The following is a 13768-nucleotide window of genomic DNA, read 5'->3' as shown; positions in this document are numbered from 1 at the left end:
CCCACATAAGGCAGATGGACTATTCCTGCAGCTGCCAGCCATCGGTGAACTGGGCTAATGGACATCTATCTGTATCTTCAAGAGTTGGGCGGCGTAGCCCGGACCGGTCAACTCCTCCGCGCAGGCTTTTCCCGATCAGACGTTGCTTCTTTGTTAACCCGGGGAGCCAGCCGCCCGCGGCGGGGCGTTTACATGCTCAATGCTCACAAGCCGGAATTCGCCGCTGCCATCCGCTACAACGCTCTTGTATCCTGTGCCAGCGCTGCTAAACACTTCGGGCTCTGGCTCAGAACGACTCCGGGCCAGCACCATCTGGCCTGCGATCATGGGCACGGCAGCGGGTTTATCCGGCACAGGACGGCCCGGTTCGAGCCACATCCCACCCTGCCGGTGGCGGCCCTGGAGGACGTAGTGCTGCACGCGATGTGTTGCCTCGAGCCTCCGGCATCAACAGCCATGGCCACCTCGGCCATTCGCTTGCACGGTGTGCCGCTGGCATTGCTCAAGGAGCAACTCCGCGGGGACAGATCCAGGCCTGTACTGACGGCGCTACACGAGCTCGATCTACGTGCAGAGTCAATCGTTGAGGTCGATGCGCAGCACTTGCTCCGCACACATGGAATCGCTTTCGAGGCGCAGGTAGCCATACCTGGAATCGGGCGCGTCGACCTTCTTCTCGAAGAATTCCTCATTGTTGAAGTGGATGGCTTCGCGTTTCACTCCAACAGGAGGGCTTTGCGGAACGACTTGGCACGGAACAACGCCTCCACCATCAACGGATATTCCGTTCTCAGGTACCCGCCGGAGGTGATTTGGTTCGAACCGGAGCGGGTGATTGCGGAGATCCAGGCGGTTCTCACGCTGCGCCGGGACGCTCCTGCCCAGTTGGTGGCCACCCTTGCACCACTGAACCCCGGGTTTCCAGGGTTCAGCCCACTCCCCCGGCTCCAAAACGGGAGGTAACCGGGAGGGAGCGCGGCGCGGGGCGAAAACCTACCGGCTCGCAGCCGGCACCAGGACCCACAGCACCTCGACGGTCTCGTCCGTGGGATTGATCCAGGTGTGGGGTTCACGGCCCGGGAAGGAGAGTGTGTCCCCTTCCTCGAGGTCGTATTCCTCGTTGGTCAGAATCAGTTTGATCCTGCCCTTGACCACATGCAGGACATCGACGTCGCAGTCCACTGCGTAGAGCTCATTCTCCCCACGGCCCCGCGGTTCAATGGTGGCCTGCAAAATCTGGAGGCGGCGCTCGGAGCGGGCCGTCAGCAAGCGCTCCACGATGCCCTGGCCACCCAGGGAGATGCGGGGGCCGTCGTCGCGCTTGGTCAGGTGCGTCTCCGGAGCGGCGAACAAATCGCCCACTGACACTGACAGCACTTGGCACAGGGTGACCAAAGAAGCGACCGACGGCGATGTCAGGTCGCGCTCCACACGGCTAAGGAAGCCTTTGGTCAGGCCGGTAGCGTCCGCCACTTGCTCGATGGTAAGGCGCTGCGCCTGCCGGGCTGCGCGGATTCTGGAACCGATGGCAACGGGAACATTGCTCGGTTCAACGGGTAGAGCCTTCATTCACGAACCTTTCAGGCCTGTCATGTGGCCCTGTCATTGGAGCAATAGTAGCCGGGAGACAGGCCAAGAGCGCCAGAATACGCGGAAGCATGACCAAAGCCCCTTGACTGTTACTCCCATCACAACATATCCTCATAGGCAACAAGTGTTGCCTGTGAGGCACACAACACATCCCCAATCTCCAATCGTCAGCACAGAGACTTCGACGCTTCGCAGGAGTATCGTCGAAAACCCCAACCTCCGTGCATCAGCTCCAAGGACCGTTCATGGAATCTTCGGCTATAAATATCGCAATCGTGGTGGTGTACCTGCTCGCCATGCTGGCTTTCGGCTGGTGGGGCAAGTCCCGCACCAAGAACAACAGCGACTTCCTGGTGGCCGGCCGCCGCCTGGGCCCCTTCCTCTACACCGGCACCATGGCCGCAGTGGTCCTTGGTGGCGCATCCACCGTGGGCGGCGTAGGCCTCGGCTACAAGTTCGGCATTTCCGGCATGTGGCTGGTGGTGGCCATCGGCTCGGGCGTGTTGTTGCTTAGCCTGCTCTTCGCCGGCACCATCCAGAAGCTCAAGATCTACACGGTCTCCCAGATGCTGACCCTCCGCTATGGCAGCACGGCCACCCAGACCTCGGGCATTGTCATGCTGGCCTACACGCTGATGCTGTGCGCCACGTCCACCGGCGCTTACGCCACCATTTTCGTGGTCCTCTTCGGCTGGGAGCGTTGGCTCGCCATCGCCATCGGCGGCGCTATCGTCCTGGTCTACTCCACCATCGGCGGCATGTGGTCCATCACGTTGGCCGACCAGGTCCAGTTCGTCATCAAGACAGTGGGCATCTTCTTCCTCATGCTCCCCTTCGCCCTGAACGCTGCAGGCGGCCTCGACGGCATCCGGGCCCGCGTCGATGAGAGCTTCTTCGACATCGGCGGAATCGGACTCCAGACGATCATCACCTACTTCGTCGTTTACACTCTTGGCCTCCTGATCGGCCAGGACATCTGGCAGCGCGTGTTCACTGCCAAGACCCCCACGGTGGCCCGCTGGGGTGGCGCCACTGCAGGCATCTACTGCATCCTCTACGGCTTCGCCGGTGCCCTGATCGGCATGGCTGCCAGTGTTGCCCTCTCCGGCGTGGAGATCGCGGCCAAGGATGATGTCTACGCGGAGGTCGCTACCCGGCTCCTGCCCATCGGCATCGGCGGCCTGGTTCTCGCTGCCGCTGTCGCGGCCATGATGTCCACCGCTTCCGGCGCACTGATCGCTGCGGCAACAGTGGCCCGCGCAGACGTCATGCCCTTCGTAGCCAGCTGGTTCGGCAAGAAGGTGGACACCTCCGACTCCGACAACCCCGAGCACGACGTCAAGGCAAACCGCATGTGGGTCCTCGGACTGGGGCTCGTCGCAATCATCATCGCCATCTCCACCAAGGACGTGGTTGCCGCGTTGACCATCGCTTACGACATCCTGGTGGGCGGGCTCCTGGTAGCCATCATCGGCGGCCTGGTGTGGAAGCGCGGAACGGGCATCGCCGCTGCTTGGTCCATGGCAGCCGGTTCAGTGGTAACCCTCGGGACCATGACCATCCTGGAAATCAATGCCGAAGTTCCCTTGGACGGCATCTACGCCAACGAGCCCATCTACTTCGGTCTCATTGCCTCCGCCCTGGCGTACCTCGTGGTTTCGCTGATGAGCAAGCCCACCGATCCGGCCGTCATGAAGGCTTGGACGGACCGCGTTTCAGGCACCCGCGTGGCAGAGGAAGAACTCACCACGCCCGCCTCCTAGCAGGCACACACTCAGGTACAGAGAAACAAGCAAAGTTCGACGGCGGCGCCTCCCCTTTCCGGGGCGGCGCCGCTTTGCGTTGTACCCACCCCACACGCCCCCACCCCCGTTGGAAGGCCCGCTCTACGCCCCCAGGTAGTCACGAAGGGCGCAAAGCAGGCCCCACAACACGCCCCCACCCCCGTTGGAAGGCCCGCTCTACGCCCCCAGGTAGTCACGAAGGGCGCAAAACAGGCCCCACAACGGGGAGCTGGAAGACGTGGGATGTGGGCAGCCGTGGGATAGGGTTGTCCCAGCTTCAAGAGATGTGGTGCCAAGCTCCGACTGGCCACACACCAACCCCATGTTCACGGGTGGTTCGGATGAGGAAGCGGCCCGTCCCGGACCAGAGACAACCGAGCGGGCAAGAGCACTCCCCAAGGAGCAACCCCTTGCCGTACCAAGGCGATACCACCCCCGCAACCAGCGCCCCCGCAGCCAACACCACACGGGCAAGCACCCCGCCCGCAACGGCAGCCGTCACGGTGGCGGTGATTCCCGCCGTCGACCTCTTCCTGGGCACGGTGACCATCACTGCCGAGGCGGGCACCAGGCAGTTCAGCCATCCCCAACCGCAGCTGATCGCGCAGGCGTTGGCGCAAGCCGTCCGCCCAACGCGTTGGTGTGAGGCATCAAGAACCCTGACGGTCAGAGTTGCCGCCGTCGGCCGGCGGGCGGGTATACAGCAGCACTTCACCTTCAGCCACCAAGACCCACCCCAGGGGGAACCAACTCAGGATCCAACCCGGGAGAATACCGCCTAGATTTCCTCGTCTTCCTCCCGGAACTCCTCGGTTTCGTCGATGGGGACCACGCGTTCGTCGTCCTCCGGAGCGTCCACTTCCTCAACCCAGGGCTCGTCTACTTCCTGGTCCTCGGCGTAGTCGTAAGCCGGGTCGGACTCAATGGTTGTCCGTTCCGGGTAGTTGGCGTGTGATTCGGTGGTGTTCATGGTGCAACCTCCGTCTCGCGGGCCGCTCAAAGCCCTGGTTGAACGTGCGCGGGATTCCTCCCGCCCCTGTCCTTCCATCTGAGCACCGGGTCCAGCGAGGGTCAAGGAGGCCCGGAAATTACGGTGCGCCGAACATTCCCAGTGAGGAATACCAGCCAAAAATCCCTGCAGATAAGCGGTACAGTGGGGCGTGCAATGGGGCCGCAACTACCCCACCCAGCACAGGAGAAAAAGTGCAACAGCACCACGAATCCCCCGGTTCGTCGAGCCCCGCTCCGGACCCTTCCACCCCTTATGACGGTGCAGCATCGCCTTCTTCGTCGGACATCCGCCGCTGGCGGCAGTATCTGGCCGATGAGCGGGCCGAGGCGGCCGTTTACCGCGAGCTTGCCCAACGGCGCGACGGCGAAGAGCGCCAAATCCTGCTCGCTTTGGCCGAGGCCGAGGGCCGGCACGAAGCCCACTGGCTCAAGCTCCTTGGCGAGCACGCCGGAATGCCCAAGGCAGCATCGGCCCGGAGCCAGTTCCTGGGCTTCCTGGCCCGCAACTTCGGCTCGGTCTTTGTGCTTGCCCTCGCTCAGCGCGCAGAAGGCCGTTCCCCGTACGGCACCGAACCCGCGGCAACCCCTGCCATGGTGGCTGACGAGCAGATCCATGAGGAAGTTGTCCGTGGCCTGGCCACGCGTGGACGGAACCGGCTCTCCGGTACTTTCCGTGCAGCAGTCTTCGGAGCCAATGACGGTTTGGTGAGCAACCTTTCGCTGGTCATGGGCATGGCCGCCACGGGTGTGCCCAGTCCCGTGGTGCTGATGAGCGGCGTGGCGGGCCTTTTGGCGGGCGCCCTATCCATGGGCGCCGGCGAGTACGTCTCGGTCCGTTCGCAGCGCGAACTGCTCAACGCAACCTTGCCCACGCAAGCCACCCTCACGGCTGCTCCGTCGTTGGACATCGAGCACAACGAGTTGGTCCTGGTCTACCTGGCCCGCGGAATGACAAGGGAAGCAGCCGAGCACCGTGCCGCTGAGCGCATGGGCGTGTTCAGCTGCGATTGCGATCCCAGCCTCTCCTTGCAGCCGGAAAAGCCCTCCACCGATGAGCACGAGTCTGTGGGCTCGGCGTGGGGCGCGGCAATGTCCAGTTTCTGCTTTTTCGCCTCCGGCGCCATCGTTCCCATCCTGCCTTTCATCTTCGGCATGACGGGCTTCGCCGCCCTGATGGTGGCCGGTGTGCTGGTGGGCATCGCGCTCCTGGCGACCGGCGCCGTCGTGGGCTTGCTGTCCGGAACATCACCGCTGAGCCGCGGGCTGCGCCAGCTCGCAATCGGCCTGGGAGCAGCCGCCGCCACCTACGGGCTGGGCCTGGTGTTCGGAGCAACCATTGTCTAGTTTGGACGGCTCCCCCCGCAGCCCGTAATGTTGGTTCGTCCTCCGCGCTGCCCCGCGTGACAGGGGCGTGAGGAATGGAGAACCGTGGACTCAGAGCGGGAAACGCGTGTGCCAAAGCACCGCCGTGCCGGAACGGCCTGGCGCATTCTCCGTGGCGTACTCATGGCCGGAATTGCCGCGGTGGTGGCGGTCCTGGTCAGTGGATTCCTGCATGGAGACCCCAGGATCACCGCCCTCTTCCCCGGCGTAAGTGTCCCCGGCTCCGCACAAGGCGGACAGAAGCAAACCACACCGGCGCGGGCGGAAGATGCCCCTCCGCCCGGATTAGAGGAAGGGGATGCCCCTTTGGGCTCACCGGTGGCGCCGGAGACCAGCAACGATTCGTACAAGTTCCTGGCCACCAACGACGACGGCTCTCCAGTGGGCTACTCGCCATGCCGGCCGCTGCACTACGTGGTGAACAACGCGTCCGCGCCGGCGGGTTCGGATGCTCTGCTGGAGACGGCGATCGCGAACGTCTCGGCCGCTTCGGGGATCCAGTTCGTCAACGATGGCACCACCGACGAACTTCCGGCAGACAGGCGGGAGCCCTATCAGCCGGCCAAGTACGGTGACCGTTGGGCTCCCCTGCTGATTTCGTGGACCACGCCCGAGGCCGCCCCGGCCCTGATGGACAAGGTTATTGGCACCGGCGGCAGCACCATGTATTCACTGAACAACGGGCCCAAGAGCTACATCACGGGCAGCCTGGAGCTGGACACCCCGCAGGTCTCCGGACTCCTGGCCGACCCCGAAGGCGCGGACTACGTCCTAGCGGTCATGCAGCACGAGTTGGGGCACGTCATGGGTTTGGACCATGTGGATGATCCCGTCCAGCTCATGTACCCGGAAATCGGTGCCCCTGACGGCCTGGCGGCCGGGGACTTGACCGGCCTGCATCTCCTCGCTTCAGCACCCTGCCGCAAGGACATTTAGCGCCCTGTTCACAGGGCATGGACTCCCGGCCCGTCTGGACTTATGCTGGCGGCTACGGCCGACGGCGGCGCCCCACCTCCCGTCGCAGCCTCCACGTCAGGGGGTTCCATGGAACCTTACGGGTCGCCCCAGTGGCAGGACCCCGCTTCCCGCCGCCCCCGGAATCCTACGGGCAGCCCTTACGCTCCTCCGGGCAGCCCAAACCAGCCCGAGGCCACAGTGCCGCCGCAGCCGCAGCCACCACCTCCGCCGCCGCCGCCTCCGCCACCAGCTCCACCACCTCCGCCGCCGCCGCCACCACAGGTCAAGCACAGCAGCATTGCCGCCATCCTGTTCTTCCTCGGCATCCTCGGCCTGGTGTGCGCAGGGGCCTACTTCAGCGGCGACCTGCAGTTGCACGATTCATCGGCTACCCAAAGCCAGGGCTCCCGGCCCGGGCTGGTCCCGTTCGGGCAGCGCCAGGACCCTGTGCCCGGCTTGGAAGAGGCCGATGCACCGCTGGGAACCCCTGCACCTGTGAACCGCACCAGCAGTTCCTACAAGTTCCTTGCCGTGAAAGACGACGGCACTCCCCTGGCTTATTCACCCTGCAGGCCCATCCACTACGTGGTGAACTCGGACCTGGCGGATCCTTCCTGGCAGCAGTTGGTGGACGAGGCTGTCCGCCAAGCCAGCGTGGCCACGGGATTGAAGTTCATTTACGACGGCCCCAGCTCCGAGGTCCCTTCCACCAACAGGCAGGGATACCAACCCGCCAGATACGGGGATCGGTGGGCCCCCGTCCTGATCGCGTGGAGCACCCCGGAGCAGGTACCGCGCCTGACGGGCCAGACTGTGGGCTTGGGCGGGAGCTCCTCGATCGGCCTGAGCAACGGTTACCAGGCCTATGTCACCGGCACTGTGTCCCTTGACGCCCCGCAATTCGCTGGCATTGTGGACACCTCCGAGGGCAAGGAAATCGGCATTGCCGTGATCATGCACGAGCTGGGGCACCTGCTGGGCCTGGACCATGTAGAGGACCCCCGGCAGCTGATGTTCGATCAGGCATCCTGGGTCCGTCAATACGCGGCCGGGGACAGGACCGGCCTGGCCCAACTCGGCACGGGTCCCTGCAGCAAGGACTTCTAGGTGCGCCTCACCCCTGGCCGGCCACCACTGCGAGCGCGTCCTCCACGGTGTCCACCAGGAAGATCTTCTCTGCCATGGGTTTTCCTTTGGCCAGGCTCTGGAGCATGGGCCAGGCGGGGAGTGTCCGTTCCCAGTGTTTGCGTCCCACCAGCACCATGGGGCTGATCGTTTCGGGGGCACCGTAGTAGTTCTCGCAGGCGTCCTGGAAGATCTCCTGCACTGTTCCTGCAGCGCCCGGAAGGAAGACGATCCCGCCGGTGCATAGCTCCAGCAAGATGGCTTCCCGCACCGCATTGGCGAAGTATTTGGCAATGTGCGTCGCGAACAGGTTCGGCGGCTCGTGACCGTAGAACCAGGTGGGAATGCCGAGCGTCGGCGTGCCTTGCGGGTAGCGTTCGACGACGCAGGCTGCTTGCCGCGCCCACTCCGTCACCGAGGGCCTGAACCCCGGGACAGCGGCGAGGGTTTCCAGGGCGGCTGCAGCGTCGGCGTCGGGCGTTCTGCTCAGGTAGGCACCCAGGTTGGCTGCCTCCATGGCCCCGGGTCCTCCGCCGGTGGCGACGGCAAAGCCTGATTGGGCGAGCAGCCGGCCCAGCCGTGCGGCGTCGGCGAAGTCGCTGGTGCCGCGCTGGGCGGCGTGCCCGCCCATGACGCCCACCACTTTGGTCCCGGAGAGTGCTCCGTGCTCCAGGAGTTCGTCCAAGGCGTCACCGATTGCGTGGTCGTGCAGGGCCGCGGCGAGCGTGGCGTCCAGGCTTCCCCGCTGCCCGGGAAGGATGCTCCACTGGTAGACCAGGGCGTCCAGGGTTGACTCGTACTCGGTGGAGGAGATGTCCGGGTAGAGCTCCTCCGCGGTATAGAGGCTGTTCCGGTAGGGGTCGAACGGCACGCCGTGCAACCTGGGAAAGATGAGCGCTCCGCGCCGCCGCAGGCTCTCTTCCACGCCGTCGTCGAAAGTGCATCCCAGGAAGATCGCGCCTTGGGCGTCCAGGGCCTTTAGCTCCCGGGCGTGGCCCCTGAGGTCCAGGGATTGCGCGTGCCAGCCATTCATGGACCCGGCGCCTGCGGTCACCAGGTGGTCGAAGTGGACCACGCTTTCTATGTCCAGTGTCCGCGGGCTCGGGTTCAGGGCTCCGGTGCGATTCATGCTTTCAGCGTAGTATCACCGCGCTGTGACGCGGGCGTTTGCGCGCCGGGCTCCGGTCCAGTGCATCATGAAGCATGAAGAGTTCAGAAGTTGCGCGTCCGCCTATCGGTGTTCCGGTTCGTCTCAGCAGTTCGGACTCCCCGGACGCCCGGGTGGGCGAAGCCAACCAGCTCTTCACCTACATTGTTGACCTGTTGCGCGAGGCAGGTGCGCAGCCGGTGCTGCTGACTCCGGTTTCGGCGGACAGCGCAGGCCGTCTGGCTTCCGAAATGCAAAGGCTCGACGGCGTGCTGCTGCCCGGGGGCGGCGACATCGATCCCCGCCTGTACGGCCAGGATCCCGAGGACACGCTGTATGACGTAAACCAGGAGCAGGACCATCTGGACGTCGACGTAGCCCGGGCAACCATCGACGCCGGCCTGCCGCTGCTGGGGATCTGCCGCGGCCACCAACTGCTGAACGTGCTGTATGGCGGTACGTTGACCCAGGACATGGCGCCGACATCCGTGACGCACAGCAGCTTGGATCCCCACGATCCCGTGGCCAGCGACTGGGCCTGGCATGCTGTCCGGCTCACCGCTGGCTCCAAAGCCGCGGCACTGTACGGTTCCCCCGAAGGTTCAACCATCAAGATCGCCTCCGGGCATCACCAGGCGGTGGACCGTGTGGGCGAGGGCTTGGTGGTCACTGCAATCGCCGACGACGGCACCGTGGAGGCGCTGGAGGACCCGTCCCGGTGGGTTGCCTCGGTGCAGTGGCATCCCGAAGTTCCGCAGCTTGCCGGCGCGGAGCGGCTGGCACCTTTCGTGTCCTTCGTGGAAGTGTGCCGGCACCCTACCCAGGCTCGTTCTTGTGGGGTACAGTAGCGCTCACTGCATCGCTTTCAGCGTCACCGGAAGTTCAGCCAGTACCAACTTCATTCGCAATGACGTCCAGGGGGCGTCGTAAGTTTGCCGGCTGGGGGGCCCAACATCTGCTCAAAGGAGCATGGTTGTGGACCGTCCAAAACACGCCAGTCGTCCTCGTCACCCGCATAGCCGCATTTCCTTCCTCAAACGTGCGCTGGGCCTGCTCCTTGGCCCCGCTGTGGTCATGGGCGGATTCGCCCTGACCACTGCAGCTCCCGCAGCTGCTGCTGAACCGCCGTGTGCAGGCACGGGCGGTGCCATGCAAATTGTTGCCCACACTGATGACGACCTGCTCTTCCTCAGCCCGGACTTCATGCGCGATATCCAAGCCAAACGTTGCGTCCAAACCGTGTTTGCCACCGCCGGCGAGGCCGGGGAAGGCGCCACGTACTGGCGCAGCCTCGAATCCGGGATCCAGGCAAGTTACGCCAAAATGGCCGGCGTCTCCAACAGCTGGACAACGTCCGACGCCGGCGTACCTGGACGCCCGCTGACCATGCGGACCCTCAACGGCGCCCCCAATGTCTCTGTGGTGTACATGCGGCTGCCGGATGGTTTCCCCAACGGCTTGGGCAGTGCCGCATACGGCAGCCAGAGCATCCTCAAACTCTGGGACGGCCGGCTTTCCTCAATCCGCCCGGTGGACAACGCTGCAACCTTCACCAAGTCCCAGTTCCAGTCGGCGTTGAACCGCCTCGTGGCCAACTTCCAGCCCACCACGTTCCGCACACAGGACTGGACGGGGAACTTCACCACCCCCTATGACCACAGCGACCATTGGGCCACCGCAAAGTTCGCCCAGCTCGCCACCCGCAGCTACACCGGCCCACATACCTCCCTGGCCTACGATGCCTATGTCATTGATGAATACGCCCAGAACGTGACCGGGGCCGAGCTCACAGCCAAGGTGGACACCTTTGTCAGGTTCGCGGACTTCGACATGTACGTCTGCAGCAGCCCGGGTGAGGGCTGTCCTGATTCTCCCTACGATGAATGGCTGAAACGGCAATACATCACGGCCATAGAGTGGGTTGGCAATGCCGCCAAATCCGCGGGTACCACCGTCACCGCTTCATCCCAGAAGGCCGCAGCGCAGAGCGCGGAAAAGGTCCGCGACGGATACCACTGGGGCACGCCGATGGATGCCACCCGTGAATGGGTCTCCGCCGGGCAGAAAGCGGGCAGCTGGATTCAATACAACTTCACCCCTACCCGGACCATCAATGCGGTGACCTTGTCCGATCGGCCCCTCCTGACCGATCAGATCACCGGTGGCAACCTGCAGTTCTCAGATGGAAGCACTGTGGCAGTGCCGTCCTTGCCCAACAACGGATCCGGGCTCACCATCAAGTTTCCCGCCAAGACCGTGAGCTCGGTTCGGCTCAACATCACCTCCGTCAGCACCGGCACCACCAATGCAGGTTTGGCCGAGTTTGAGGCCTACCTGGGCGCGGACACCGTGGCCCCGGTGGTCACCGCAGCACCTCCGGGAGGCACCTATGCCGCCGGCCAGGCCATCACCCTTACGGCCAATGAAACATCCACCATTTACTACACCACCAATGGAAGTACGCCCACTACGGCCAGCAGCAAGTACACCGCTCCACTGATCTTGAACGGTCCGCTGACCTTGAAGTACTTCGCTATGGATGGTGCGAACAATTCATCGGCCGTAGTGACCCAGACCTACTCCACAGGTCCGGACGTCACCAAGCCAGTGGTCACGGCCAACCCCGTGGGCGGCCAGTACGCAGCGGGCACCACCATCACACTGTCCGCAAACGAACCCGCCGAGATCCGGTACACCACGGACGGCACCGATCCCCTGACGGCCGGGCTCCCCTACACAACGGCAATCCCCTTCAACGGTCCCGGGCCCATGACGTTGAAGTACTTTGCCAGGGATACAGCGGGCAACGTCTCCGAGGCAGCCACGCAAAGCTACACGGTTCCCCCTGACACGGCGGCACCCACGGTCACTGCCAACCCCACCAGCCGTGCGTTGGCCAGCGGGGCAACTGTCACCCTGTCCGCCAATGAGCCTGCATCGATTTACTACACCACCAACGGAAGCACGCCAACGGCCACGGAATCACCCACCAACATCAAGTACAACCCCGCCAATCCGGTGGTCATGGGCAGTTCCACCCTGGTACTCAAATACATCGGCGTAGACACTGCAGGCAACACCTCGGCGGTAGGAACCCAGACCTACACGGTGCCTGCAGCGGGACCTCCATCGGCCCATGACTACAACGGTGATGGCCGGGCGGACGTGCTGGCCGCTGATACCGCGGGCAATCTCTACCTCTACCCGGGCAATGCCTCCGGCACGCTGGACCCGCGGCAGATCGCCCTGGCCGCACCGGCCTGGTCCAGCATCACCGATACCGTCACCCCCGGCGACTTCAACCAGGACGGCAAACCGGACCTGCTGGCACGCGCGGGCGACATCCTGTGGTTCTATCCTGGCAACGGCACGGGCAGTTTCGGGACACGGACACAGGTCAGCACGGGCTGGAGCACCATGACGCAGCTCTTCTCTCCCGGAGACTTCAGCGGCGACGGGATCCCCGATTTCATCGGACGCCGAAGCAACGGCGAGCTCCGGCTCTATGAAGGAACCGGCACCGGAGGACAGCGGACTCCCTACACCATCGGCTGGGGCTGGGACGTCATGAACGCCATCTTCAGCACTGGCGATTTCAACGGCGACGGCAAGGGAGATGTACTGGCGCGGCGGACCGACACAGGCGCATTATGGCTATATCCGGGCAATGGCACCGGGGGCTGGCTGCAATGGACGCAGATCGGGACGGGCTGGGGCACCCGCACTGCAATGGCCGGGCCGCGGGACCTTAACGGCGACGGCAAAAACGACATCGTGGGCCGCATCGCAGACACTTTGTGGCTGTATCCCGGATCGGGAGGCGGAACGCTCAGCAACGTACCGCCGATCAGCCTCGGCACCGGCTGGCAGGCCATGAGGATCATCGCCTAGCCAACCCCCTGAACCTGGCGCGGGTCGGAGTTTTCCCCCAGACTCTTCGGCCCGCGTCAGCTGCGTTAAAGTACGACGACGACTTAGAGTACGACGACGGCCCGGTACCTTCCGTGGGGAAGGCCGGGCCGTCGTCGTACTTCTTCTGCCTTTCGGCGGTAAAACTAGAGCGTTGCGAAAACTTCGCGCAGCAGCGTAGCGGTCTCGGACGGCGTCTTGCCGACCTTCACGCCTGCGGCTTCGAGAGCTTCCTTCTTGGCCTGTGCGGTACCTGCGGAGCCGGACACGATGGCGCCGGCGTGGCCCATGGTCTTGCCCTCAGGAGCCGTGAAGCCGGCAACATAGCCAACAACCGGCTTGGTGACGTTGGCCTTGATGAAGTCGGCTGCGCGCTCTTCAGCGTCACCACCGATTTCACCGATCATGACGATTGCCTTGGTCTCGGGGTCAGCTTCGAACGCAGCCAGGGCGTCGATGTGCGTGGTGCCGATGACGGGGTCGCCACCGATGCCGATCGCGGTGGAGAAACCGAGGTCGCGGAGTTCGTACATCATCTGGTAGGTCAAGGTACCGGACTTGGAGACGAGGCCGATGGGGCCCTTGCCCGTGATGTTCGCCGGGGTGATGCCAACCAGTGCCTCACCCGGGGTGATGATGCCGGGGCAGTTCGGCCCGATGATGCGGGTGATCTGCTTGCCGTCAGCGTCAACCTTGGACTGGGCAAGTGCCCAGAATTCGGCCGAGTCCTGAACCGGAACGCCTTCGGTGATGACAACAACCAGGCCGATGCCGGCTTCGATTGCTTCAACCACGGCGTCCTTGGTGAATGCCGGCGGAACGAAGACGATGGAGACGTCTGCGCCGGTTTCAGCGATGGCTT

The 13768-nt window shown here is 64.1% G+C and carries 12 protein-coding genes and 1 riboswitch; of the genes, 8 read left to right on the top strand and 4 right to left on the bottom strand.

The window, feature by feature from the left end:
* Positions 1-57: 57 nt before the first annotated feature.
* Entirely contained in the window at positions 58-963 is a 906-nt protein-coding gene (locus HP499_RS02315) for a type IV toxin-antitoxin system AbiEi family antitoxin domain-containing protein (protein WP_172322344.1), read from the top strand.
* Positions 964-993: 30 nt separating this feature from the next.
* On the opposite strand, the gene HP499_RS02310 is transcribed toward HP499_RS02315, so the two are convergent.
* Complete coding sequence (locus HP499_RS02310) at positions 994-1569, bottom strand: helix-turn-helix domain-containing protein (protein ID WP_024819844.1); 576 nt, start codon at positions 1567-1569, stop codon at positions 994-996.
* Between the two features lie 266 nt (positions 1570-1835).
* On the opposite strand from HP499_RS02310, the gene HP499_RS02305 reads away from it, so the two are divergent.
* Entirely contained in the window at positions 1836-3353 is a 1518-nt protein-coding gene (locus HP499_RS02305) for a sodium:solute symporter (RefSeq protein WP_172322343.1), read from the top strand.
* Between the two features lie 296 nt (positions 3354-3649).
* Positions 3650-3769: riboswitch (SAM riboswitch) on the top strand.
* A 15-nt stretch (positions 3770-3784) separates the two neighbouring features.
* The gene (locus tag HP499_RS02300; protein ID WP_253951332.1) at positions 3785-4156 is read left to right on the top strand and encodes a hypothetical protein; all 372 of its coding nucleotides are present in this window, start codon (positions 3785-3787) and stop codon (positions 4154-4156) included.
* Here the strand turns inward: HP499_RS02300 and HP499_RS02295 are convergent.
* The gene (locus HP499_RS02295; protein WP_017197666.1) at positions 4153-4344 is read right to left on the bottom strand and encodes a hypothetical protein; all 192 of its coding nucleotides are present in this window, start codon (positions 4342-4344) and stop codon (positions 4153-4155) included. The genes HP499_RS02300 and HP499_RS02295 overlap by 4 nt on opposite strands.
* A gap of 233 nt (positions 4345-4577) precedes the next feature.
* Between HP499_RS02295 and HP499_RS02290 the strand changes: the two genes are divergently transcribed.
* From HP499_RS02290 to HP499_RS02280, 3 genes are all read left to right on the top strand, one after another.
* Entirely contained in the window at positions 4578-5729 is a 1152-nt protein-coding gene (locus HP499_RS02290) for a VIT1/CCC1 transporter family protein (protein ID WP_172322342.1), read from the top strand.
* A gap of 84 nt (positions 5730-5813) precedes the next feature.
* The gene (locus tag HP499_RS02285; protein WP_172322341.1) at positions 5814-6704 is read left to right on the top strand and encodes a matrixin family metalloprotease; all 891 of its coding nucleotides are present in this window, start codon (positions 5814-5816) and stop codon (positions 6702-6704) included.
* Positions 6705-6812: 108 nt separating this feature from the next.
* Positions 6813-7832, top strand: a complete 1020-nt coding sequence (locus HP499_RS02280; RefSeq protein WP_253951331.1) for a matrixin family metalloprotease — start codon at positions 6813-6815, stop codon at positions 7830-7832.
* A gap of 7 nt (positions 7833-7839) precedes the next feature.
* Here HP499_RS02280 and HP499_RS02275 read toward each other — a convergent pair whose 3' ends face one another.
* Positions 7840-8979 carry an LOG family protein gene (locus tag HP499_RS02275; protein WP_172322339.1) on the bottom strand — a complete coding sequence of 380 codons (1140 nt, stop codon included), beginning with the start codon at positions 8977-8979 and terminating at the stop codon, positions 7840-7842.
* Between the two features lie 74 nt (positions 8980-9053).
* On the opposite strand from HP499_RS02275, the gene HP499_RS02270 reads away from it, so the two are divergent.
* On the top strand, positions 9054-9845 hold the full coding sequence (locus HP499_RS02270) for a gamma-glutamyl-gamma-aminobutyrate hydrolase family protein (RefSeq protein WP_172322338.1): 792 nt from the start codon (positions 9054-9056) through the stop codon (positions 9843-9845).
* Positions 9846-9966: 121 nt separating this feature from the next.
* A complete protein-coding gene (locus HP499_RS02265) occupies positions 9967-12888 on the top strand; it encodes a chitobiase/beta-hexosaminidase C-terminal domain-containing protein (RefSeq protein ID WP_172322337.1) in 2922 nt (973 codons plus the stop codon).
* Positions 12889-13052: 164 nt separating this feature from the next.
* On the opposite strand, the gene sucD is transcribed toward HP499_RS02265, so the two are convergent.
* A partial coding sequence (gene sucD, locus HP499_RS02260; protein WP_172322336.1) for a succinate--CoA ligase subunit alpha occupies positions 13053-13768 on the bottom strand: 716 nt, incomplete at its 5' end.

The organism is Paenarthrobacter sp. CM16, from assembly GCF_013179505.1.
GTDB lineage: Bacteria > Actinomycetota > Actinomycetes > Actinomycetales > Micrococcaceae > Arthrobacter.
Note: the sequence above shows the minus strand (reverse complement) of the source record. Positions and strands in the feature narration are given on the sequence as shown.